The sequence below is a fragment of the Paraburkholderia sp. 31.1 genome (genome assembly GCF_014397645.1).
GTDB classification, from domain to species: domain Bacteria; phylum Pseudomonadota; class Gammaproteobacteria; order Burkholderiales; family Burkholderiaceae; genus Paraburkholderia; species Paraburkholderia tuberum.
In genome coordinates this window covers 36,317-59,600 of record NZ_VZQN01000026.1, presented here as the reverse complement: position 1 = coordinate 59,600, position 23,284 = coordinate 36,317, and the positions used below count along the sequence as shown (strand labels likewise).

General features: G+C 62.7%; 24 protein-coding genes and 1 tRNA gene. 5 read left to right on the top strand and 20 right to left on the bottom strand.

The features are described 5' to 3' along the window. Positions 1-313 precede the first annotated feature (313 nt). Entirely contained in the window at positions 314-976 is a 663-nt protein-coding gene (locus F6X37_RS20835) for a hypothetical protein (protein WP_187612610.1), read from the bottom strand. Positions 977-1,136: 160 nt separating this feature from the next. Here F6X37_RS20835 and F6X37_RS20830 point away from each other — a divergent pair, with 160 nt between their 5' ends. Next, positions 1,137-1,835, top strand: coding sequence for a hypothetical protein (locus F6X37_RS20830; RefSeq protein WP_262419977.1), 699 nt, complete (start codon positions 1,137-1,139; stop codon positions 1,833-1,835). A 33-nt stretch (positions 1,836-1,868) separates the two neighbouring features. Continuing rightward, on the top strand, positions 1,869-2,126 hold the full coding sequence (locus tag F6X37_RS20825) for a YfhL family 4Fe-4S dicluster ferredoxin (protein ID WP_184062491.1): 258 nt from the start codon (positions 1,869-1,871) through the stop codon (positions 2,124-2,126). Positions 2,127-2,204: 78 nt separating this feature from the next. Here the strand turns inward: F6X37_RS20825 and hisC are convergent, their stop codons facing one another. From hisC to F6X37_RS20785, 8 genes are all read right to left on the bottom strand, one after another. Beyond that, entirely contained in the window at positions 2,205-3,284 is a 1,080-nt protein-coding gene (hisC, locus tag F6X37_RS20820) for a histidinol-phosphate transaminase (protein WP_187612609.1), read from the bottom strand. Between the two features lie 50 nt (positions 3,285-3,334). After that, a complete protein-coding gene (gene pth, locus F6X37_RS20815; protein ID WP_090802935.1) occupies positions 3,335-3,940 on the bottom strand; it encodes an aminoacyl-tRNA hydrolase in 606 nt (201 codons plus the stop codon). Between the two features lie 148 nt (positions 3,941-4,088). Further along, positions 4,089-4,706 (bottom strand): 50S ribosomal protein L25/general stress protein Ctc, encoded by a 618-nt coding sequence (locus F6X37_RS20810; protein ID WP_184062487.1) that lies wholly within the window; start codon positions 4,704-4,706, stop codon positions 4,089-4,091. A gap of 163 nt (positions 4,707-4,869) precedes the next feature. Further along, positions 4,870-5,826 (bottom strand): ribose-phosphate pyrophosphokinase, encoded by a 957-nt coding sequence (locus tag F6X37_RS20805; protein ID WP_008921698.1) that lies wholly within the window; start codon positions 5,824-5,826, stop codon positions 4,870-4,872. 62 nt (positions 5,827-5,888) lie between these two features. Then, positions 5,889-5,965: transfer RNA gene (locus F6X37_RS20800), tRNA-Gln, on the bottom strand. A 52-nt stretch (positions 5,966-6,017) separates the two neighbouring features. Beyond that, positions 6,018-6,899: a 4-(cytidine 5'-diphospho)-2-C-methyl-D-erythritol kinase gene (ispE, locus tag F6X37_RS20795; protein WP_187612608.1), complete on the bottom strand. Its 882-nt coding sequence runs from the start codon at positions 6,897-6,899 to the stop codon at positions 6,018-6,020. An 89-nt stretch (positions 6,900-6,988) separates the two neighbouring features. Next, on the bottom strand, positions 6,989-7,621 hold the full coding sequence (lolB, locus tag F6X37_RS20790; protein ID WP_090802938.1) for a lipoprotein insertase outer membrane protein LolB: 633 nt from the start codon (positions 7,619-7,621) through the stop codon (positions 6,989-6,991). Then, on the bottom strand, positions 7,621-9,462 hold the full coding sequence (locus F6X37_RS20785; protein WP_187612607.1) for a tetratricopeptide repeat protein: 1,842 nt from the start codon (positions 9,460-9,462) through the stop codon (positions 7,621-7,623). The genes lolB and F6X37_RS20785 overlap by 1 nt, the downstream gene beginning before the upstream one ends. 87 nt (positions 9,463-9,549) lie before the next feature. On the opposite strand from F6X37_RS20785, the gene mutM reads away from it, so the two are divergent. Beyond that, positions 9,550-10,380, top strand: a complete 831-nt coding sequence (gene mutM, locus F6X37_RS20780; protein WP_187612606.1) for a bifunctional DNA-formamidopyrimidine glycosylase/DNA-(apurinic or apyrimidinic site) lyase — start codon at positions 9,550-9,552, stop codon at positions 10,378-10,380. Positions 10,381-10,387: 7 nt separating this feature from the next. Next, positions 10,388-11,521: an A/G-specific adenine glycosylase gene (mutY, locus tag F6X37_RS20775; RefSeq protein WP_187612605.1), complete on the top strand. Its 1,134-nt coding sequence runs from the start codon at positions 10,388-10,390 to the stop codon at positions 11,519-11,521. Between the two features lie 68 nt (positions 11,522-11,589). Here the strand turns inward: mutY and F6X37_RS20770 are convergent, their stop codons facing one another. The 11 genes from F6X37_RS20770 to kdsD form a co-directional block, all read right to left on the bottom strand. Then, on the bottom strand, positions 11,590-12,225 hold the full coding sequence (locus F6X37_RS20770) for an LON peptidase substrate-binding domain-containing protein (RefSeq protein WP_090802941.1): 636 nt from the start codon (positions 12,223-12,225) through the stop codon (positions 11,590-11,592). A 39-nt stretch (positions 12,226-12,264) separates the two neighbouring features. After that, complete coding sequence (gene rapZ / locus F6X37_RS20765; protein WP_041734268.1) at positions 12,265-13,158, bottom strand: RNase adapter RapZ; 894 nt, start codon at positions 13,156-13,158, stop codon at positions 12,265-12,267. 98 nt (positions 13,159-13,256) lie between these two features. Next, a complete protein-coding gene (hprK, locus tag F6X37_RS20760; RefSeq protein ID WP_008921706.1) occupies positions 13,257-14,225 on the bottom strand; it encodes an HPr(Ser) kinase/phosphatase in 969 nt (322 codons plus the stop codon). A gap of 80 nt (positions 14,226-14,305) precedes the next feature. Continuing rightward, a complete protein-coding gene (locus F6X37_RS20755) occupies positions 14,306-14,821 on the bottom strand; it encodes a PTS sugar transporter subunit IIA (RefSeq protein ID WP_184026940.1) in 516 nt (171 codons plus the stop codon). Positions 14,822-15,163: 342 nt separating this feature from the next. After that, the gene (gene hpf / locus F6X37_RS20750; RefSeq protein ID WP_027199628.1) at positions 15,164-15,520 is read right to left on the bottom strand and encodes a ribosome hibernation-promoting factor, HPF/YfiA family; all 357 of its coding nucleotides are present in this window, start codon (positions 15,518-15,520) and stop codon (positions 15,164-15,166) included. 170 nt (positions 15,521-15,690) lie between these two features. Then, positions 15,691-17,208, bottom strand: a complete 1,518-nt coding sequence (locus tag F6X37_RS20745) for an RNA polymerase factor sigma-54 (RefSeq protein WP_184062763.1) — start codon at positions 17,206-17,208, stop codon at positions 15,691-15,693. Between the two features lie 193 nt (positions 17,209-17,401). Beyond that, positions 17,402-18,178 carry an LPS export ABC transporter ATP-binding protein gene (gene lptB, locus F6X37_RS20740; RefSeq protein ID WP_090805577.1) on the bottom strand — a complete coding sequence of 259 codons (777 nt, stop codon included), beginning with the start codon at positions 18,176-18,178 and terminating at the stop codon, positions 17,402-17,404. A gap of 17 nt (positions 18,179-18,195) precedes the next feature. Beyond that, positions 18,196-18,867 carry a lipopolysaccharide transport periplasmic protein LptA gene (gene lptA / locus F6X37_RS20735; protein ID WP_184062477.1) on the bottom strand — a complete coding sequence of 224 codons (672 nt, stop codon included), beginning with the start codon at positions 18,865-18,867 and terminating at the stop codon, positions 18,196-18,198. A 39-nt stretch (positions 18,868-18,906) separates the two neighbouring features. Beyond that, positions 18,907-19,494: an LPS export ABC transporter periplasmic protein LptC gene (lptC, locus tag F6X37_RS20730; protein ID WP_018419357.1), complete on the bottom strand. Its 588-nt coding sequence runs from the start codon at positions 19,492-19,494 to the stop codon at positions 18,907-18,909. Then, positions 19,491-20,051: a KdsC family phosphatase gene (locus F6X37_RS20725; protein WP_184026959.1), complete on the bottom strand. Its 561-nt coding sequence runs from the start codon at positions 20,049-20,051 to the stop codon at positions 19,491-19,493. The genes lptC and F6X37_RS20725 overlap by 4 nt, the downstream gene beginning before the upstream one ends. Continuing rightward, positions 20,051-21,034: an arabinose 5-phosphate isomerase KdsD gene (kdsD, locus tag F6X37_RS20720; protein WP_184062475.1), complete on the bottom strand. Its 984-nt coding sequence runs from the start codon at positions 21,032-21,034 to the stop codon at positions 20,051-20,053. Before kdsD ends, F6X37_RS20725 begins: the two co-directional genes overlap by 1 nt. Positions 21,035-21,240: 206 nt before the next feature. On the opposite strand from kdsD, the gene F6X37_RS20715 reads away from it, so the two are divergent. Next, positions 21,241-23,238: a cation:proton antiporter gene (locus F6X37_RS20715; RefSeq protein WP_090802948.1), complete on the top strand. Its 1,998-nt coding sequence runs from the start codon at positions 21,241-21,243 to the stop codon at positions 23,236-23,238. The last annotated feature ends 46 nt before the right edge of the window (positions 23,239-23,284 follow it).

Here is a 23,284-nt window from a genome sequence, read left to right as displayed (position 1 = left end):
CAACGAAAACGCCGCTCACCCGAGCGCGGAAAGCGAACCTTGATGCCCTGCGACAACCGGGCTTCTCTATTTTATCTCCATGTCCAGCTTACGTTTGGGTGTGCTCCCGGTCGCGGGCACGGCCATCGCGTTCGCGCTGTCGCTCTGGATCGACCAGGAAGTCTTCACGCACATCGAGTTCCACGCGAACCATTTCTCTCAGGTTTGGCCGTTACAAAAACTATAACGATAAAGTCGCGCGTTGCCAAGGTTCGTGCGGGTGATCAACTCGAGCCGTCGCTGGAGGACGATTGGCTGCTTTCCGAAGGCGGATTCAACCGGTCGATGCAAAACCAGGATCGTCGATCAAGTGGCGAAGGCTGTAGGGCGCTACGTGCTCGTAGAGGATCGGCCAATCTACCGCGAGTAGCGGAATCGTTGGGTCTTTCCGACACCAGTACGCCACAAACCGCGCCCAGCCCCCGAGAAACATTCCGTTGCCAGAACTCAGCAGACACGGAGGGCGAGCGACAGGCGGAACCAGCATCCGCGGCATTCCCGCCGTCAGGGTTTCAAGGGCGTCCGACGATTCGTGTGACGCCAGCAGACTGTCCTCGGTATCAGACAGGTATCGACGTACTTCTTCTGCGACGCATGTGCTGCGAAGTTCCAGGTAAGAGGCGCGGACTTCATCAAGTACTGAAGTGGGCACACACGAATAATTGGAGCCACCCAGCCTTTCCAAAGCAGCGCGCCTGACGAAGTCAGGAAGCGCCCCCAACCTTGTTTCGCAGCCGAGCAACGCATCTTGAAAGACGGGATAGCATGCGAGCCATGCAGCAGGCGGGCGGCCTACTGGTCGGCGTGCCGATAGCCACCGGTTCGTCCGGATAGCGCGTTCCGTTCCAGCCTGTTCTCTCAGGTTCATCGCTATAAAAAGCATATCAATATGGACGCGGCTCTGCATGCTTGTCGAGCCGGGCATAAAGCTATACATGGGTTTTCGGTCGCGTCGCGCAGAACTTGAGGGCCTCGTGAAATTTTTTCCGTGAGCGTCACGATATCTGTGACCGAAAGCCTGCTGCTTGTGCTCGCGGAACGCCATACGGGCACGCTATGATGCATTCGGCAAAAGCAACCGAGGATGGCTTACCGCAATGTCTAGCTTACGTTTGCATTTTTGGTCGATCGCTGGGACCCTGATCGCGTTCCTGGCGTCGCTGTGGATCAATCAGGAGGTGTTTACGCACACGTCTTTCGTGCGAGGCGTCAACTGGATTTTCCTGCCGTCTGGTGTTCGGCTTCTCAGCACGTTGCTGGTTGGGTTCGATGGTGCAATCGGCCTGCTGCTTGCCGGACTGATTACAGACTTTCTGTACTGGTTTCCGCATGACCCGGTGCGTGCAATAGCAGGCGCTTTGCTTGGGTCATTGGCACCGTATCTGGTCTACAGGTTTGCGCTCGAGTATTTCGATCTGCGCGCATCGCTGACGAACCTGACGCCGAAGCGGCTGCTTGTTCTGGCTGTCGCCTATTCGGGAGCAAATACGCTGTTTCACCACCTGTGGTTCGCGCTGGCCGGTACGACGAAGAACTGGTTCGAAAGCTTCTTCACGATGTTTGTGGGTGATCTGGCCGGCGCGCTAATCATTCTGTATGTGATGAAGGCACTGCTGGCCCTCTTGCCGAAACAGCCCGGCAATTCCCGCGTGTCGAATGGCATGTTCAGCATCCAGTTGGCGTTGAACAGCGCATACGCCAACCAGTTTGCGACGAAGGCTACCTGGCCGAGAAGCGCAGCCGTCCATGATCCTGGCGTGGGATTGCACGGCCGTGCGGGGGCGAAAAAGCTATAATGTATTGTTTTCTCTAGCAAAGTTGGTGGCGGCATGGCCCTGATGATTACCGACGAGTGCATCAATTGCGACGTCTGCGAGCCCGAGTGCCCGAACGACGCGATTTCGATGGGCCCGGAAATCTATGTGATCGACCCGAAGAAGTGCACCGAGTGCGTCGGTCATTTCGACGAGCCGCAATGCGTTCAGGTGTGTCCGGTCGAGTGCATTCCGCGTGACCCGAACCACCTGGAAACGCCCGAAGGTTTGATGGCGAAATATCACGCGTTGCAGGCCGCCAAGGGCACCTGACGTTCGCGGGAGACGCGCAAAAGAAAACGGCGAAGGCGTGCGGGCCTTCGCCGTTTTCTTTTGGGGGCGGCGTTTCCGTTATCCGACGTAAGCGCTGAAAATGCCGCGCAAAGCGTCGAGCAGTATGTCGCATTCGGCGTCGGTGCCGACCGAGATCCGCAAATGCTGGTCGATGCGCGGCGCGTTGAAATGCCGCACGAAAATTTCCTTATGCCGCAGCCGCGACGCGAGCGTCGCCGCGTCGTACCCCTCATGCCGCGCGAACAGCAGATTCGTCGCCGATGGCACCACCTCGAAGCCGAGCGCGGTCAATTCCGCCGCAAGCCGTTCGCGGCTCGCGATCACCTTCGCGCAGCATTCGCGAAACCACGCGTCGTCTTCGTAGGCGGCGGTGGCCGCGACTTGCGCGAGGCGGTCGAGCGGGTACGAATTGAAGCTGTCCTTCACGCGATTGAGCGCATCGATCAACGCCGGATCGCCGAACGCAAAGCCGACGCGCATGCCGGCGAGCGAACGCGACTTCGACACGGTCTGCACGACAAGCAGATTCGGATAGCGCGCGATCAGCGCAATCGCCGACTCGGCGCCGAAGTCGACATACGCTTCGTCAATCACCACGACCGAATCAGGATGGCTCGCGACGAGGCGTTCGATTTCCGCGAGCGGCAGCGGCCGGCCGGTCGGCGCGTTCGGATTCGGAAACAGGATGCCGCTGTTGGGCACCGTGTAGTCGTCGACGTTGATCGCGAAGCTGTCGTCGAGGGGGATGGTCCGGTAGTCGACCTCGAACAGCTTCGCGTAGGTCGGATAGAAGCTGTAAGCGATGTCGGGAAACAGCAGCGGCTTGTCGTGCTTGAGCAAGGCCTGGAACGTTAGCGCGAGTACCTCGTCCGAGCCGTTGCCCGCGAACACCTGCTCGGCGCGGATGCCGTGATACGCGGCGACCGTTTCGCGCAGCTTGCGTGCGCTCGGATCGGGATAGCGGCGCAGTGCGTCGGCCGTGTCGCCGAGCTCGCGGCGGATCGCGTCTAGCACCCGCGGCGACGGCGGATACGGATTCTCGTTGGTATTCAGCTTCACCGGATGCGCGAGCGCGGGCTGCTCGCCCGGCACGTACGGCGTCAGACGGTGAACGATGTCGCTCCAGTAGCGGCTCAAGCGATTCTCCTTGCGGGGCCGATTGCGGGTGTCGATGAGTGTGGCGCGCGTCAGCTGTTGTTGCGATGCAGTTGCATCATTGCGCGTTCGAGCTCGCCCTTGATGATCTGCGGCATCACCGCGAGCGCGCGTTCGATCGACGCGTCGATGACCTCCTGCTCTTCTCGCCGCGGCGGCTTCAGCACATAGTTCGCGACGTCCGGCTTCGCGCCGGCGCGCGCGCTTTCGGGAATCAGATCGCGCGGATGGCCGATGCCGATCCGCAGCCGCCAGTATTGCTGCGACGACAGATGCGCGCTGATGTCCTTCAGCCCATTATGCCCGCCGCTGCCGCCGCCGAGCTTCAGCTTGACGCTGCCGGGTGGCATGTCGAGCTCGTCGTGCGCGACGAGGATCTCGTCGGGAAGAATCTTGAAGAATTGCGCGAGCGCGACGACCGATTGACCAGAGCGGTTCATGTAGGTTTGCGGCTCGAGCAGATGCACTTCCTCGCCATGCAACCGCGCTTTCGCGTAAAAGCCGTGAAAGCGCCGCTCGTCGCGCAGTGCGGTGCCGGCCTCGCGCGCGAGTTGATCGACCAGCCAGCAGCCGGCGTTGTGACGCGTCGCGGTGTATTCGGCGCCCGGATTGCCGAGCCCGACGATCAGCTTGATCATGATTGCGTGAGTCCACCAAGTCCGGAAGTGAAACGTACCGGACTAGAAAAGCCGAAAAAAAACCCGCCAGGGCGAACCTCGGCGGGTCACATCGACCGTTTCATAGGAAACGGATCGAGAGGATTGCTTGCTTCGAACCGGAAGGCTCTTAAGCAGCCGGCGTTTCGCCACCTTCAGCAGCAGCAGCGTCTTCAGCGATTGCGCCAGCCGGGATCGTTGCAGCAGCGACCACCGGGTTTTCCGCGTCGACGTGGGCCACGAGCGCCACACCTGCCGGCAACGGGATGTCCTTCGCGTGAACCGATTGACCTGCTTCGATCTTCGCGAGGTCGACTTCGATGAACTCCGGCAGTGCCGACGGCAAGCACTCGATTTCGATTTCGTTGAGGATGTGCGAAATCACCGCGCTCGACAGCTTCACTGCCGGGTTGGTTTCCTGGTTCAAGAAGTGCAGCGGCACCTTGGTGTGCAGCTTCTTCGTCGCGTCGACGCGCTGGAAGTCCACGTGCAGCACGAGCTGACGGAACGGGTGGTATTGCACGTCGCGCAGCAGAACCTGTTGCGACTTGTCTGCCACTTCCAGATCGAGGATCGACGAGTGGAAAACTTCTTTCTTCAGCGCGTGCCACAGGGCGTTGTGATCGAGTTCGATCAGTTGCGTGTCAGCACCGGCGCCATAAACGATACCCGGGGTCTTGCCCGAGTTACGCAGGCGGCGGCTCGCACCCGTACCTTGCAGGGAACGCTCGAAAGCGACTACTTTCATGTTGAATCTCCAATGCACTGCCCGCGACCAGGCAGTAAAAACAGGGCCTCGAAGCCGTAATGGCTGAGGCCCAGGATAGCGGCAAGAACCTTCGTTCGTTCATGCCGATTGTGCAAAAACGCCGCGTGTCGCATGAAGCGGTACCCGGTGTCTTCGCAAATGCTTAACTCTCAGCGAACAGCGACATCACCGAATCGCCGCGGCGGATGCGCGAGAACGTTTCGGCGAGCAAACCGGCGCTCGTCAGCGAACGGATCTTCGCGCACGAACGGGCTTCTTCGCCGAGCGGAATCGTGTCCGTGACAACGAGTTCGTCGAGTGCGGAAGCGGCAATACGCTCACCCGCGCCGCCCGACAGAACCGGGTGGGTGGCGTACGCGAATACCTGCTTCGCGCCGCGTTCCTTCAGAACCTGCGCGGCCTTGCACAGCGTGCCAGCCGTGTCGACCATGTCGTCCATGATCACGCAGGTGCGGCCTTCGACTTCACCGATGATGTTCATCACTTCGGCGACGTTCGCCTTCGGGCGACGCTTGTCGATGATTGCGAGATCGCAATTGAGTTGCTTCGCCAATGCACGAGCGCGGACCACACCGCCGACGTCCGGCGAAACTACCATCAGGTTGTCGTAGTTCTGCTTGCGCAAATCCCCGAGTAGCACGGGCGTTGCGTAGATGTTGTCGACCGGGATGTCGAAGAAGCCTTGAATCTGGTCGGCGTGCAGATCCATCGTGATGATCCGCTCGACGCCGGCGATTTCCAGCATGTTTGCCACGACCTTAGCCGAGATGGCGACTCGCGCCGAACGCGGGCGACGATCCTGACGGGCATAACCGAAGTAGGGGATGGCTGCGGTGATCCGGCCTGCGGATGCGCGCTTGAGCGCATCGACCATGATCATCAGTTCCATCAGATTGTCGTTAGTCGGTGCGCACGTGGATTGCAGGACGAAGACATCCTTGCCGCGCACGTTTTCCTGAATCTCGACTTGGATTTCACCGTCCGAGAAACGGCTAACCATTGCTTTGCCGAGGGGAATACCGAGGTTTTTGACGACTTCCTGTGCAAGCGCGGGATTTGCGTTGCCAGTAAAAACCATCAGGCCGTCATGGCTGCTCATCGTGCACCTACTTCAGGCTGGGGGCGGGAGAAATGCGAACTACAGCGAACTACGAGAATTTTTGGCAGGGGAGAAAGGATTCGAACCTTTGCATGCCGGAATCAAAATCCGGTGCCTTAACCAGCTTGGCGACTCCCCTACACTAACTTTGAGCTCCGTCGAACGTGGAGTTTCGTTCGACGATGCAAAACTTATGACGCGAAAGCAAAGAGTGGATGCTGATCCAAGCCCGCTGCTACTGCACTGTTCCACTCGCCGGGCAGTTTGGCTTGCGCCGCTTCTGCTTCAGCTTTGCTACGGAACGCTGCAAAAACGCTGGCACCCGATCCGGACATCCGCGCTGGCGCGATGCTTTCAAACCACCGCAACACTTGCGCTACTTCCGCGTACTTTCCTACGACAACCTGCTGCATGTCATTCCGGCCGAAGCTTTCTGGCCATTCAGTGTTGCAGCTGTGTTCTGCAGGAAAGTCCGTAATTTTGAGGGGTTTTGTATCTCTTGTCAACGCTTTTTCGGAAAAAATCGCTGCAGTCGGAACCTGCACCCTCGGCGTCACTACCAGGAAGTGACGCGGCGGCAATTGTACAACGTCCAATGATTCTCCGACACCCTCCGCAAACGCATTTTTTCCAAATACGAAGAAAGGCACGTCCGCGCCGAGTTTCAACGCAAGATCCTGCAACTCCTGACGTGGCAGATCGAGCTTCCACAGGCGATTGAGCGCGAGCAGCGTCGTCGCCGCATCGGAACTGCCGCCGCCGAGGCCCGCGCCCATCGGCAGGCGCTTGTCGATTTCGATATCGACGCCTTCGCGGGAGCCCGTATGTACCTTCAGCAACGTCGCGGCGTGTACGGTCAGGTCATGTTCGGGTGGCACGTCGGCGATTTCGGTGCGGCGCGTGATGAGACCGTCGTCGCGTCGCGTGAAGTGCAGCGTGTCGCCCCAGTCAAGCAACTGGAAGACCGTCTGCAGCGTGTGATAACCATCTGGCCGACGGCCGGTGATGTGCAGGAAGAGATTGAGTTTCGCTGGCGCGAGACAGTCGCGCAGCGAATTGGTTGTTTCGATCATGAGTGAAGGCTACATGCGCCACGGTGGCGCCAAACGGGTAGCAAGGTTACGTGAGCGGATGCTGGGACAAAAGGCCCAGCAAGAACGACTCACTGATCCAGCACGAGCTTGATGTCGAGTGGCGGCTCCGAGCGGCTCAGATTGAGGCGCTTCACGCCGGTGGCTGGTGCATCGGCATAGGCCACATAGTCGATCGTCCAGCCGTCCTGGGTGATCTGCTTCAGGCGCGACGGTTGCTCCGGATCCTTCTCGGTCTTCGCGCGCGAAGTCGGCGCCGGCGACGGTTGCAGCCAGTAGCGCAACCCTTCGACCGGCAGCGTGAAGCCGAGCGCGTTCTGCATCAGCGTCGACACGTTATCGGCGGTGAGCGGCTGGCGGTTCGGCAATTCGAGCGTGGCCGAAGCCGGCGACGAAGTCACGATGGCCAGCGTCTGGCCAAGCGGATTGCGCAACTGCAGCGTGACGGTGTCGCCCGTTTCCTGCCACGAGAAATTGCCGTAAGCGTTGCGCTGCTGGCCGTTCTGATCGTTGTATTGGATCGCGAAGCGGCCCTGATACGAGCGGCTCGTCTGCGCGGTGACTTCGGTGGCGGCGTTCGACGTGGACGGCCCCTGCGGCTTCACCGACGCGCAGCCGGCCAGCGCGACAACCGCCGCCGCCGCGAAACCAACCGCGCTGCCGCGAGGCGCCCTGGAAAAAGAAATCAAACGGGAAAGACGCATCAAAGATTGTTTACCTGAAGACGTTGCAACGTTTTGACGAGAGTCTCGTTGTCGGGTTCGAGCTTGCGAGCCTCGCGAAACGCGGCGCGCGCCTGTTCCTGCTCGCCGGCCTTCCACAGCACTTCGCCGAGGTGCGCGCCGATTTCCGCGTTCGGCTGGAGGCTGTATGCCTTGCGCAGCAGCTTGATCGCATCGGCCGTGTCACCCATCCGGTACTTGACCCAGCCGACGCTGTCCATGATGAACGCATCGTTCGGTGCGAGCGCCGAGGCCTTCTCGACCAGCTTGTCCGCCTCTGGCAGGCGCTGGTTGCGATCTGCGAGCGAATAGCCGAGCGCGTTATACGCCTGCGGATTGTCCGGCTGCGTCTGGATCAGCTTGCGCAGCTGCGCTTCCATGATGTCGTAATGGCCGGTTTTCTCGGCGGCCATCGCGTAGTCATAGGTGAGGTCGGGGTCGTCGGGAAAGTTCGCCGTGGCTTGCTGCAGACGCGCTTCGGCCTCCGGGTAGCGCTTCGCGTCGAACAGGATCGCCGCATCGGTGCGCGCGATCAGCGCCACATCACGCGGATCGGAGGTCTGCAAGTTGGAGAGCAACTGGCGCGCCTCCTCGGTCTTGCCCTGTTTCGCGAGCAGTTGCGCGCCGGTAATCTGCGCGGCCAGGTATTGTTGACTCGCTGGCGAGATCTTGTTCAGCCAGTCGCTCGCGGCCGCCTCATTCTTCTGTTCGAGCGCTAGCTGCGCGAGGTAGATGTAGGCCTGGCCCGCATCGACACCCGGCGTCTTCTCGGCCTGCTGCGCGTACTGCATCAGATACGTCTGCGCTTCGGGGAGATTCTTCTGCTGGATCTTGATCAGCGCGAGGGCCATCAGCGGTGTCAAGTCGTTGGGGTTTGCCTTGCGCATCAGCTCGAACTGCTTCTGCGCGTCGTCGAGACGGTCGCTGGCAAGATACATCTGCGCCAGCGCGAGCCGTGCGTCATGCGATTTCGGATTCTGCTGCACGTACTTTTCGAGCGACGCGATGCCTTCCTTGCGCTCCTCCGGACCCATTTGCGACAGCATCAACGCCGCCGGCAGATAGTCGGGCTTGATCGTGAGCGCCTGCTCGAGCGACTTGTGCGCGCCCGGCGCGTCGTCGGCCAGCAGCTGCTGACGCGCGAGGGCCAGTTGCGCCTCCGGCCGGTTCATGTCGTTCTTCAGCAGGTCCTGCAACACGTGCAGGCCACCGACGCGGTTCGGGCCGCGCGACAACAGCAGTTGCAGCGCGAGGATCGCGCTGCCGCGATTTTCCTCGGGTACCTTCGCCAGTTCTTGCGACAGGATCGGCGACGCATCGTCGGGCTTGCCAGACAGCACGAGCAGCGACGCGTCGAGCTGGGCGGCGCGTTCCGAACTCGGCGCGTACTGTTGCCACAGTTGCGCGGCGGCGAGCGCGTCCGACGGGCTCTGCGCCGCCAGCGCTATTTCGGTGGCGCGTTGCGCCATGCGCGGGTCGTGAGTGTCGCGCGCGAGCGCGAGGTAGGTCTGATAGGCCGGTGCCGGCTGGTCGCGCTGCAGCGCGATCTCGGCGGCCAGCACCTGGAAGACGATCTGGCTCGACAGCGGCACGCCGGGCAGCGACTTTTCGTCTTCAGGTGTTGCCGGACCCAGCAAGTCCGGCATCGTGACCGACGTGTCGTCGGAATCCGGCGACGGGTCCTGCGCATGCGCGGGCACGGCGGCCAGCGCCCACAATCCGAGCGCGGCCGCACCGAGCATCCGGCGAGCGGACACGGCGAGCGGCACGTTGGACACGCGCGCGCGGCGCTTTGATAGCAGCTTCACGAAGGACACGTTCATGGAAATCCGTTCAATGTTTCAGTCGATTGTAACGCGCTCGCTACAATACGCGCACAACCACTCACGCAAGTAGCAGACCAATCAGCCATGCCAGAGTTGCCAGAAGTCGAGGTTACCCGACGGGGGATCGAACCGTATGTGTCCGGGCGCAAGGTTGAGCGCGTCGACGTGCGGACGGCCGCGCTGCGCTGGCCAATTCCGGCCGACCTTGCGAAAACCTTGCGCGGCCACGTGGTGCGCAAAGTCGGGCGACGCGGCAAGTATTTGCTGTTCGAAATCGACGCTGGGTGGTTCATCGTCCACCTCGGTATGACGGGCACGTTGCGCGTTCTGCGTCATGTGCCGCATCCGCCTGCCGCGGCGAAGCACGATCATGTCGACTGGATCTTCGACGACTTTATCCTGCGCTATCGTGATCCCCGCCGCTTCGGCGCGGTGCTATGGCATCCGCGCGAAGCAGGCGACATCCTCGAACATCCGCTGCTCGCGAGCCTTGGCGTCGAGCCTTTCTCGCCGGCTTTTTCGGGCGCGCTGATGCATCGGGTGACGCGCGGGCGCAAGGTGTCGGTGAAGCAGGCGCTGCTGGCGGGGGACATCGTGGTCGGCGTGGGCAATATCTACGCGTCGGAGAGTCTGTTTCGCGCGGGCATCCGGCCGACCACCGCGGCGGGCCGCGTGTCGCTCGTGCGTTATGAACTGCTGGCCGATGCCGTGCGCGTGACGCTCGCCGCCGCGATCGACAAGGGCGGCAGCACGCTGCGCGATTTCGTCGGCAGCGACGGCGAAAGCGGCTATTTTCAGCTCGACTACTTCGTCTATGATCGTGCGGGCCTGCCATGCCGCGTGTGTGGAACGCCAATCAAACAGATCGTGCAGGGGCAACGCTCCACGTACTTCTGTCCCACTTGCCAGCGCTAGATTCTCGATGCCTTCCCGCCTGACCCCAACGACCGGCGCGCGCTCCAGCGCGTCCGACACCACGCCCGCGTTTGCGCCGATGTCCGAGTTTTCCGCGCGGCTGATCGCGTGGCAGCGCCAGCACGGCCGCCACGATCTGCCGTGGCAGAACACGCGCGATCCGTATCGCATCTGGCTGTCCGAGATCATGCTGCAGCAGACCCAGGTGTCGACGGTGATTCCGTACTACGCGAAATTTCTCGCGCGTTTCCCGGATGTCGCCGCGCTCGCCGCCGCGCCGTCCGATGACGTGATGGCGCTGTGGGCCGGCCTCGGCTACTACACGCGCGCGCGCAATCTGCATCGCTGCGCGCAGGTCGTCGTCGAGCAGCATGGCGGCGCGTTTCCCGCGTTGGTCGATGAGCTCGCCGAGTTGCCCGGCATTGGCCGCTCGACGGCCGCGGCGATCGCGTCGTTCGCGTTCGGCGCGCGCGCGACGATTCTCGACGGCAACGTGAAGCGCGTGCTCGCGCGCGTATTCGGCGTCGAAGGCTTTCCGGGCGAGAAGAAAGTCGAGAACGCAATGTGGACGCTCGCGGAATCACTGCTGCCGTCGAATGCGTCGAACGCGGAGCTCAGCGGGTACACGCAGGGCTTGATGGATCTCGGCGCGACATTGTGCGTGCGCGGCAAACCCCATTGCTCGCGCTGTCCGTTCGCGCCGGACTGCGTTGCCAACGTCACCGGACGTAAACGTGAATTGCCGACCGCGCGCCCGAAGAAAGCGGTGCCGACACGCCGTACGTGGATGCTGCTGCTGCGCGACGGCAATGCGGTGATGCTCGAGCGGCGTCCACCGTCGGGCATCTGGGGTGGTCTGTGGAGTCTGCCCGAAGCTGCCGACGAAGCATCGCTGGCCGAGCGGGCGCGCGCGTTCGGCGGCGACGGCGAAGTGTCCGCGCTCGCGTCGTTCTCACACGTATTCACGCATTTCAAGCTCGATATCGAACCGCGGCTTGCGGAGTTCGATCGCGGTGTCGGCGCCCTGGCCGCGCTCAACGATGCGGACACCGCATGGGTTGCGCTCAGCGATCTGGATTCGTTCGGCGTGCCGGCGCCGGTGCGCAAGCTGCTCGCCAGTCTGCATGGTTCGTTGCTCTAGCGGAATGGATCGGAGGTGCTGAGCGGGCGACTTGGGTCCGGCGCGGCAGCCTTCACGACTTCAGGATTTCACAGCAACTGATGCTGTTGCATGTAGTGATGCACGACGTCGATGCGCGCGCCGGCATCGGTTAATTCCATCAGCTTTTGCCGTGCGCGTAACGCGATTGGCAGCACCTCGGCGAGACGGTTCGACACCCACGACGGATCGTCGAGCCGGAACGGCTCGGCGAACGGTAGGCTGTCCGGATCGCGTTCGCGGATCGTTGCGATGATCCGCTCGAGCACTTCCGCGCACGCGCCGAATTTGGCCAATAGCTCATTGCCCTCGAGCGGGAGATCATCGGCGAGCGGCTCAGCCATGCCGACCAGCAGACCGCTCGCTTCGACGCGATGCGATAACAGACGAAAGCGCGTCGTGCCGCGCGCGCGAATCAGCAGCATGCCGAATGCATCGACGTCGCACTCGTCGATTTCGGCGAGACAGCCGATCGTTTCAGGTACCGAAGGTTCTTCCTCGCGCGCGACTTCCGCGCCGCTTTTCAGCATGCAAACGCCGAACGGTGTTTTTTCGCGCAGACAGTCGCGCGCCATGTCGAGGTAGCGCGCTTCGAAGATTTTGAGCGGCAGCAAGCCATCGGGAAATAGCACCGTATGCAGCGGAAACAGCGGCAAATCGGCGTACACAGTAGGCGTAGAGGACATGGCGCAACGCTTCGGGTTAAGGCCGCGCGATGCGGCCGGTTAAGCCACCAGCTTCGATGATTCGCCGACGTCGACCGGCGCATCGCGGTGCCGCACAATCACATTCGCCGATGTTGCGAGACGCGCGGCAAGCGTCTCCGCGATAAATACCGAGCGGTGCTGGCCGCCCGTGCAACCGATTGCGACGGTCAGGTAGCTGCGATTGTCGTCGCGGAAATGCGGCAGCCACTTGGACAGATACTTCTCGATGTCGTCGATCATCTCGTGGACGACCGGCTGCGCATCGAGAAAATCCATGACCGGTTTGTCGAGGCCGGTGAGCGGCCTCAATTCATGATCGTAGTATGGGTTCGGCAGCGTGCGTACGTCGAATACGAAATCCGCGTCGAGCGGTACGCCGCGCTTGAAGCCGAACGACTCGAACATCAGCACGAGCCCCGCGTCCTCCTGTTCGATGAAGCGCTTGACCCATGCGCGCAGCACGTTCGCGCGCAGATTGCTCGTGTCGATCTGATGGCCGAATTCGGCAAGTCCCGCGACCAGTTCGCGCTCGCGTTCGATCGCTTCGGCGAGCGACGTGAGCAGGCCAACGTCCGCGTCGTGCGCGGGCGAGCCGGACAGCGGATGGCGGCGACGCGTTTCGGAAAAGCGTTGAATCAGCGACTGCGTGCTCGCGCTCAGGAACAGCACGCGCACGTCGTGCGAGCGCTTGAGGTCGCGGATCATCGCGGGCATTTCGTCGAGCGACGAACCGGAGCGCGCGTCGATCGCGACCGCGAGACGATCCTGGCCGTCCGCGGCGAGGTAGGTGGCGAGTTGCTGCAGGAAACGCGGCGGCAGATTATCGACGCAGTAATAACCCGCGTCTTCGAGCGCGTTCAGGGCAACCGATTTGCCGGAGCCGGAGATACCGGTGATCAGGATTATGCGCATGGAGTCGTCGAAAGCGTAGATTTCATCATAGCATCTGGCCTCCATGCGCGTGCCCGCGGCCTGCCTTTTGCGGGCGCTTCATGGCGCTGTGGCGGGCTTCAGATCAGCTTGCCGGGAAACTGGCTATCGGGATCCTGCATGGCGAGACGTTGCCGATCCATGAAATCGCGCAGCGTGTCGATACCGCGCAGCTGCAGAATCGTGTTGCGCACGGCCGCTTCGACCAGCACCGCGAGGTTGCGGCCGGCGGCCACCTGGATCGTCACCTTGCTGATCGGTAGGCCGAGCACGTCGACGGTCTGGCTTTCCAGCGGCAGTCGTTGGAATTCGCCGTCGGGGCGGCGCACCAGTTGCACGATCAGCTTCAGTTTCATTTTGCGGCGCACCGCCGTTTCACCGAAGATCGTCTTGATGTCGAGCAGACCGAGGCCGCGAACTTCGAGCAGGTTCTGCAGCAGCGGCGGACAGCGTCCTTCGACGAAATCCGGGCCGAGGCGCACGAAGTCGACAGCGTCGTCGGCGACGAGACCGTGGCCTCGGCTGATCAGTTCGAGGCCGAGCTCGCTCTTGCCGAGGCCCGAGTCGCCGGTCAGCAACACGCCCATGCCGAGGATGTCGAGAAACACGCCGTGCAGCGTCGCGCGCGGCGCGAGAATGCGCGACATGTAAAGACGCAGACTATCGATCACCGCGGCCGCCGAGGTCGGCGTCGTGAACAGCGGCGTCGACGAGCGCGTGCAGCGCAGGACCAGCTCCGGCGGCGCCGCGACTCCGCCCGCGACGACGAGAAACGGCGGCTCCAGCGCGATCAACTCGGCCATGTGGCGCGAGCGGTCTTCGTCGGTCTGGCGTTTGTAGTAGTCGATTTCAGCGTCGCCGAGCACCTGGATCCGGTTGGGGTGGATCAGGTTCAGGTGGCCGACGAGGTCGGCGCTCGACGTGGCATTGGCGACCGATTCCGAAGAAAAGCCGCGCTCCCAGCCTTCATGCCCCGTGAGCCAGCTGAGCTTCAGCATGGCGGCGTTGTCGTCGAAAATGCTTTGGGCGTTGATGCTGGACGTATCCATGAGTCAGTGACTCCAGTGTGAGCCGCTTGCCGGGTCTTTGCTGCGTGTGCGGGCGCGTATGAACTACCGCCGCCGTTGCATCAAGGTTGCCACTGAGTAAGCAGGCGATGCAACGATTCGCGTTCTTCTTCAGTGTGCAGCCGCTCGCGGGCGTCGCGATCGGACAGCAATTGAGCGATCTCGGAGAGAATTTCGAGGTGCTGTTGAGTGGCCTGTTCGGGGACGAGCAGGAAGATCAGCAGCGAGACCGGCTGGCCGTCCGGCGCTTCGAAGGGGATCGGTTCGGCGAGTCTGACGAATGCGGCGAGCGGCTGCTTGAGGCCCTTGATCCGCCCATGCGGGATCGCGACGCCTTCGCCGAGCCCGGTCGAGCCGAGTCGTTCTCGCGCAAAAAGATTGTCTGTGACGGTACTGCGGGCGATGCCGTTCTGGTTCTCGAAGATCAGGCCCGCTTGCTCGAACACGCGTTTCTTGCTGGTGACCGATAGTCCGATGACGACGTTCTCGAGGGGAAGAAATTTGGCTAAACGATTCATTTTGACAGGCGAAAACGTGGCCTGAGTTCTCCCCACCGGGGCGGTTGAGTGACGTTCCATTCGTTCGATGCTGGCGAAGACGGACGGTCAGAGTCGATCGCGAAAGCGTTAGATTTCGATCGGCCGTACTTCATCAGAGCTGGCTTGACCCCGATGGTAACTGGAACATTATAGAACAGGGTGACGGCCGATGGTGCGGCGCGCCATCTATGCATATCAGGTTTTTCAGCGCTTGCGCCGCGGCACGTGTCGCGCTGCGCAAACCTCTGCGGGAATGGTTGGGGTCGGCCTCGGCGAGACGCATCGGCGGTGAGCGGGAACCGGGGCGCTGAAACGAAAAACCGCCCGGTCGCGGGCGGCTCGACGAGTTCAAGGGAATTGAGGAATTTCCTCTAATTTCTCCTATTGCGGCGGCACGTCCAGTTGCGGCGCCGGCTGATACTTGATCGCTTCGTGCTGATGGCCTTGCAGACGATCCTTGTGGCGTATCACCTGCCTGTCGAGCTTGTCGATCATCAGATCGATTGCAGCGTACAAATCGCTGTCACAACTCTCGACGAAGATATCCTTACCCTTCAGATGGAGGTTGATTTCCACCTTTTGACGCTTGTCCTTTTCCTTATGGTTGTCGACCGAGAGGACCACACTGCCGTCGATGACCTGATCGAAATGTCTTAGCACCCTGTCCAGTTTGGTGATCACGTATTCGCGCAACGCAGGCGTTACTTCGAGGTGGTGTCCACTGATCTTGAGATTCATAGTGCTTCTCCAAGCTAATGGCCGCTTGGTCCGCACAATGACAAAGGTCCGGTCGATCTGACGGCTTGCCTGTGTCGCCCCCCGGTGACGGACATCTGGCAGGTCGCAGCGGCCGGCCTGTCCGCCAGGTGCGGAGCGGCCGGTAAATGCCCGCTGCAAAACGCGACGGGCTACAGAGACTTGCGCAGGTTGACTGCCGGGATTTTGAGCGCCTCACGGTATTTCGCAACGGTACGCCGTGCGACCACGAAGCCCTGTTCCGCCAGCAGTTCGGCTATGCGACTGTCTGAAAGTGGCGATTTCGGGTTTTCCGCTCCTATCAGTTGTTTGATCAGCGCGCGAATGGCCGTGGAGGAGGCCGCGCCGCCAGTGTCCGTCGAAACGTGTGAGCCGAAAAAGTACTTGAATTCCAGCGTCCCGAATGGGGTCAGCATGTATTTGCCGGTTGTCACACGCGAGACAGTCGACTCGTGTAGGCCCAGCGTATCAGCTATTTCCCGCAAAACCAAGGGGCGCATGGCAATTTCGCCGTGCACAAAAAAGCTCTTTTGACGCTCGACAATTGCCTGCGCAACCCGCAGGATCGTCTCGAAACGCTGCTGGATATTTTTGATCAGCCAGCGTGCTTCCTGCAGTTGCTGGCGCAACGAACCACTGCCCGGATCGCCGCGGTTATTGCGCAGAATATTCGCGTATAGATGGTTAATCCGCAGCTTCGGCACTACCTCGGGATTCAGCTCCGCCAGCCAGCCCTGTGCCGTTTTGCGCACCATGATGTCGGGCACCACGTAGTCCGCTTCGGCCTTGCCGTAGGCCGCGCCCGGAAATGGTTCGAGCGAGCGGATCAGCACATGCGCGTCGCGCAGATCGTCGTCGCTGGCCTTAAGGTGCTTGCGCAGCCGCGTGAAATCGCGCGCGGCGAGCAGTTCCAGGTAATGGCTGACAATGTCTAGCGCAAGCGTGCGCGTGGGCGATGGCTCGAGCCGCAGCAACTGCAGCTTCAGACATTCGGACGCGGAGCGCGCGCCGACACCCGATGGGTCGAAGCTATGCAGCAGCGCAAGCGCGGCGTTCAGTTCGTCGACGTCGACTTCGAGTTCTTCGGGCAGGTCGGCCAGCACTTCTTCGAGCGTGGCGGCGAGATAGCCGTCGTCGTCCAGCGATTCGATCAGGAACGTGATGAGCGCGCGGTCGCGCTGGCTTGCCTGGGTGACGCGCAGTTGCGTCATCAGGTGGTCGCGCAGCGACGTGCTCGATTCGTGGATTTGCAGCGGGGGCAGGTCGTCGTCGTCCGACGCGTTGCCGGAGCGGCCGTAGTCGTCCAGGTTCCACTGCGAGGTATCGCCGCCGCCGTCGCCCGAAAGGCCATTGTATTCGTCGACACCCTGCGGCTCGCCGCTTTCGGCTCGCTCGCCGTTGCCCTCGGACGATGCCGAACCGTTGCCGGCCATCGGATCGGCCGGCGTCGAGGAGCCCGGTGTCTGGGCGATCACGGAACCGTCGGATGCCACCCGCAACGGGCTCGCGATCCACTCGTCTTCGTTTTCGAGGAGCGGATTCTGCGAGATCGCCATGGCGACTTCCTGCTGCAGTTCGAGCGTCGACAACTGAAGCAGCCGGATGGACTGTTGCAGTTGCGGCGTGAGCGCAAGATGCTGCGATAGGCGGAGTTGGAGGCTGGCTTTCATGGCAAGTTGAGATTCATTGTAGAGAGTTTGCCACGACCGCGATACCTTGCGGCACTCGCAATTTTTGGGTACGCCCAATTTGGCGCGCCGCGCGGCGCCACCCTGCGCCGCCTGACAACGAATGTGCGGGTGCCGCAAAAATGGCGCCGCGGCCGGCCGCGCGCGCTCGCTTGGCCGGGGACGCCGTACGTGCTTACATGCGGAAGTGCTCGCCCAGATAGACGCGCCGCACGCTTTCGTTTTCGATGATGTCGCTAGGCGCGCCGGCGGCCAGCACGCTGCCGTCGCTGATGATGTACGCGTGATCGCAGATACCTAGCGTTTCGCGCACGTTGTGGTCGGTGATCAGGACGCCGATATTGCGCTGCTTCAAGAACTTGACGATTTTCTGGATTTCCAGCACCGCGATCGGGTCGACGCCGGCGAACGGTTCGTCGAGCAGAATGAAGCTCGGATTGGTTGCCAGCGCGCGCGCAATTTCAACCCGACGACGCTCGCCGCCCGACAGCGACAGCGCCGGATTTTCACGCAGATGCGCGATCTGAAGCTCGTCGAGCAGCGCTTCGGTGCGTGACGTGATCACGTCTTTGCCGAGGCGCTTGCCGTTTTCGTCGTGCTGCAATTCCAGCACCGCGCGAATATTCTGCTCCACGCTCAACTTACGGAACACCGACGCTTCCTGCGGCAGATATGACAGGCCGAGCGATGCGCGTTTGTGAATGGGCAGCAGGCTGATCGACTTGCCGTCCAGATCGATTTCGCCGGCATCGAGCGGCACGAGGCCGACGATCATGTAGAACGACGTGGTCTTGCCGGCGCCGTTCGGGCCGAGCAGGCCGACCACTTCGCCGCTCTTCACGTCGAGCGACACGTCCTTGACGACCGTGCGCGAGCCATAGCGCTTCTTCAGATTGCGCACGACCAGCGAACTGCTGGTGCCGGCCGGCTTCCGATGGGGGAGGGGCGCGATGGTGCTGCTCATGGTGCTCACTGGTTCGGCGCTCCCTGGATCGAGTTGGACGGCGTGAGCGTGGCCGACGCGCCGGTCAGCGGCGCGGCGCCGGCGTTGCGCGGCGACAGCATCGCGCGCACGCGGCCGGTCGGGTTGCCCGGACCGGCGACGTCCTTGCCTGACTTCGCGGTGTAGAAGTCGTTCTGGCCGTCGTAGGTGATCACGCTACCGTGCACCTGGTCGAGCAGCGTCGTCATGCTCTGCAGGCGGCGCACCGTCGCGTTGGTGGTCAGGGTGGTCAGATCCTGCTTGCCGTCGTAGTCGATACGGATCGCCGTACCCTCGATGTATTCGTCGAGCCCTTCGCGCTTCTGGCGGAAATACGACAGATTGCCGCCGCTCGAGGTGCCGGTCGCGAATTGGTAGCCCTGCGGGTCTTGCGACACTTCGACGCGATCGGCCTTGATCAGGATCGTCCCTTTGGTGGCCACCACGTGGCCGGTGAAGATGCTGACCTGCCGCAGGTCGTCGTAAGTCATGTTGTCCGCTTCGATGTTCAGCGGCTTGTCTTTGTCGGCGCGGTCCGCGTGCGCAAGCGGCGCGAAGCCGACGAGCGGCAGCGCGACGACGAGCGCAGCAAGTGCGGCGCGGCACGCGGACAGCGCGCGCGAACGGCCGGTATCAAAACGGGGGTGCGATTCGTTCATGCAGTCACGCCTGGAATGGATTACCCGGTATGCGTTGGCTTAGTGGCCGGAATCGGACGCGGCGATTGCGCCTCTTACATTGCCGAACAGTTGCATAAACCGGGTGACATTGTTGTATTTCATGCCGCTGGCAGTCATCACGGACATGCCGCGCTGAAGTTTAACTGGCTTTTCAGTCTCGATCACATCGTCGTTGACGAGGACCCTGAAATGCTCGGAATCGGCCTGCATCTGCGGATCGCCGCCGCCGGGCGCGCGCAGGATGCGCGCGTTCTGGTACAGATTGACGATCGACGCATCCGCGTTGACCGTGCCCGTGTCGCCGGTCGCGGTGACGATCGGCTTGCCGGGCTGGAACGCACGCATCGCCGGCTTGACGAGGTCGCTCATTTCGTCGTCCTCGTAATGGACCAGCGACTGCGCGGTCAGCCGGTACTGCGTCGCGCCTGACTGGTCGAGCTCGGACACCGAAAAGTTGTCGGCGAAGTAGTCCGGCGTGTGTTCCTTCGGGCGCACCTCGTCGTCGGTCTTGCGCGGCAACGTGGCTTGTAGCAGCCACCACGTGATGCCGGCGAGCGCCGCCATCGCGATGAGCGGGATCAGCGAAGTCAGGCGAAACTGGTTCATCCCACGAGGCCCCGTTGCTCGCCGCTGCACGCCGCCGCGAGCAGTGCTTCATATTTGTGCTGGGCACGCAGCAGCGTGTCGCACACTTCGCGCGCCGCGCCGTAACCGCCGCGCGCCTCGCTGACCCAGTGGGCGCGCGCGATCACTTCGGGATGCGAATTGGCCGGCGCGGCCGCGAAGCCGACGCGCAGCATCACCGCGAGATCGACCCAGTCGTCGCCCATGTAGCCACAGTCCTCGGCGGTGAGGCCGGTTTGCCGCAGCAGGTCGGCGAACGCCTGTGGCTTGTCCTGCACGCCCTGGTAGACATGCGCGATGTTCATTTCTTTCGCCCGCGCGGCCACGATGCCGGACTTGCGCCCGGTGATGAGCGCCGTTTCGATGCCGGCCTGGCGCAGCAGCTTCATGCCGTGGCCGTCCATCGAGTTGAAGCCTTTCATCGTGTCGCCTTCCGCCGTGAACAGCAGGCCGCCGTCGGTCAGTACGCCGTCGACGTCGAAAATCATCAGCTTCACGCGGCTTGCGCGTTCGGTAGCGGTAGGGGGAGCAACGGCCATCAGATCACCTTCTTCGAAAACAGGTCGTGCATGTTGAGCGCGCCGATCAGCTTGCCCGTTTCGTCGACGACCAGCATCTGATTGATACGATAGCGCTCCATCAGTTCCACGGCTTCGACCGCGAGATGATCCGGCCCGATCGTGCGCGGGCCCGCGGTCATCACCGAGGCGATCGGCAGGTGGCGGAAATCGCCGTCGCGTTCGAGCACGCGGCGCAGGTCGCCATCGGTGAAGATGCCCGTCACACGGCCCTCGCGGTCGACGACCGAGGTCATGCCCATGCGCTTCGCGGTCAGTTGGAAGAGGGCATCGCTGACGGTTGCCTCGGGGGTGACCTGCGGCAACTGGTCACCGGTGCGCATGACGTCGCGCACGTAGGTGAGCAGGCGTCGGCCGAGCGCGCCGCCCGGATGCGAGCGCGCGAAGTCGTCGCGGCCGAAGCCGCGCGCGTCGAGCACCGCGACCGCGAGCGCATCGCCGAGCGCGAGCGCGGCGGTGGTGCTGGCGGTGGGCGCGAGATTCATCGGACAGGCTTCCTTCGCGACGCCGGAATTCAGATGCACATCCGCGAGTTGCGCGAGGCTTGAGCCAGGACGGCCCGTCATCGCGATCAGCTTCGCGCCGATCCGCTTGATGAGCGGCAGGATCGCCATCAGCTCCTCGGTTTCGCCCGAATTGGACAGCGCGAGAAATACGTCGTCGGCGGTGACCATGCCGAGGTCGCCGTGGCTTGCTTCCGCCGGATGCACGAAGAACGCGGGTGTGCCGGTGCTTGCCAGCGTGGCCGCGAGCTTGCGGGCCACGTGGCCGGATTTACCGATGCCGGAGACGACCACGCGTCCACGGCAACCCAGGATGAAATCGACAGCGCCGACGAAACTGCCGTCGAGCTGATCGCGAAGCGCGCGCACGGCGTCCGCTTCGATGTCGAGTACGTCGCGAGCAAGCGTAAGTGCCCTGTCGCCATTGATTTTCGCTATCATTCGCGGAGTATAGCAAAGGCGCCTGTTCGCCGCGCCGGGCCTGCTGTGCCGAGCCGCTGTCTGCATCGGCCTGTCGACAATCCCTTTTTCAGCTGCTTTGCCGCCTTTTTGCAGCTTTTTTGCCGGCCCAATCAATCATCTCGCACGGCGTTCTCGTGCGCGGTTCCGCTGACGAACGAGGACGCTTCACCCATGCGTTTTTGCCGATGATTTCCCCGCTCGAAATGACGCTGTTTCTGCTGCTGGCATCGGTGGCGGGCGTGGTGATCTTTCGCTTCCTGAATCTGCCGCCGATGCTCGGCTACCTGACGGTCGGCATCGTCGTCGGGCCGCATGCGTTCGGGCTGATTCCCGATTCGGCGGGGGCGCAGAATCTCGCGGAATTCGGCGTCGTGTTCCTGATGTTCTCGATCGGGCTCGAGTTTTCGCTCGCCAAGCTGCGCACGATGCGCCGGCTCGTGTTCGGACTCGGCTTGCTGCAGGTGATCGGCACGGTCGCGGTGGCGGTGTCGCTCGGCTTCGTGCTCGAGCGTTGGGTGCATATCACGTGGCAGGCGAGCGTCGCGCTGGGCGGCGCGCTGGCGATGTCGTCGACGGCAATCGTCAGCAAGATGCTCGCGGAGCGGCTCGAAATCGAAACCGAGCACGGCCGCAATATCTTCGGCGTGCTGCTGTTTCAGGATCTCGCGGTGGTGCCGCTGTTGATCATCATTTCGGCGCTCGGCGGCCGCTCGGAGAATCTGGTCAGCGCGCTCGGCGTCGCGGCGATCAAGATCGTCGTGGCCCTCGCGCTGCTGCTGATCGTCGGGCAGCGCTTCATGACGCGCTGGTTCAACGTCGTCGCGCGGCGCCGCTCGCAGGAGCTGTTCGTCCTCAATCTGCTGCTGGTGACGCTCGGCGCCGCGTTCATCACCGACAAATTCGGGCTGTCGCTCGCGCTCGGCGCGTTCATCGCCGGCATGCTGATCGCCGAGACGCCGTATCGGCATCAGGTCGAAGAGGACATCAAGCCGTTTCGCGACGTGCTGCTCGGGCTCTTCTTCGTGACCACCGGCATGCTGCTCAATCCGCGCGTGATCTGGGAGCATCCGCTCGTCGTGCTGGCCTTTTTCCTCGGCCCGGTGCTGCTGAAATTGGTCATGATCACCGGCCTTGCGCGGCTCTTCGGCGCGACGCCGGGCGTCGCGATGCGTACCGGTATCGGTCTCGCGCAGGCGGGCGAGTTCGGCTTCGTGCTGCTGAACCTGATCCTCGACCGACATCTCGTCGACGCGACGCTGTTGCAGGCGATTCTCGCCGCGATGCTGCTGTCGATGCTCGCCGCGCCGTTCATGATCCAGAACGCGGACCGTGTCGTGCTGCGGCTGTCGTCGACCGAATGGATGATGCAGTCGTTGCAGATGACGCGCATCGCCACGCAAAGCCTGAAGCAGAGCGGCCACGTAATCATCTGCGGCTACGGCCGCGCCGGGCAGAACCTCGCACGCATGCTCGAGCATGAAGGGCTCTCGTATGTCGCGCTCGATCTCGATCCCGACCGTGTCGCGGCGGCCGCGGCAGCCGGCGAATCGGTCGTGTTCGGCGACGCGGGGCGGCGCGAGTCGCTGCTGGCCGCCGGCCTGCATCGCGCGGCCGCGATCGCGATCACCTACGCGAACACGCCGTCGGCACTGCGCGTGCTGCACAACATTCACGAGATGGAGCCGACGCTGCCGGTCATCGTGCGCACCGTCGACGATGCCGATCTGGAGAAACTGCTCGCCGCCGGCGCGACGGAGGTGATTCCGGAGATCGTCGAGGGCAGCCTGATGCTCGCGTCGCATACGCTCGTCGTGATGGGTGTGCCGATGCGGCGCGTGGTGCGGCGCGTCGAGGAGATGCGCGACGAACGTTATTCGCTGCTGCGCGGCTATTTCCACGGCGCCGACGACATCGACGACGACGACGGCCACGAGCAGGTGCGGCTACAATCGGTGCCGGTCGACGAGAGCGCCGACGCGGTGGGCCGTACGCTCGCCGAGGTGGGCCTGTACGAACTCGGTGTCGAAGTGACCGCGATCCGCCGGCACGGCATCCGCGGCGTCGAACCGGACCCGTCGACGAAACTGCGCGCGAGCGACATCGTGGTGCTGCGCGGTCTGCCCGAACAACTGGCGCAAGCCGAGGAGCGGCTGTCGAAGCATCGCCGCGCCGCTGCGGCCTGAACCCGTGAGCCTGGCCCGTTCTGGCGGGCGACCCTGATTCAAGCCT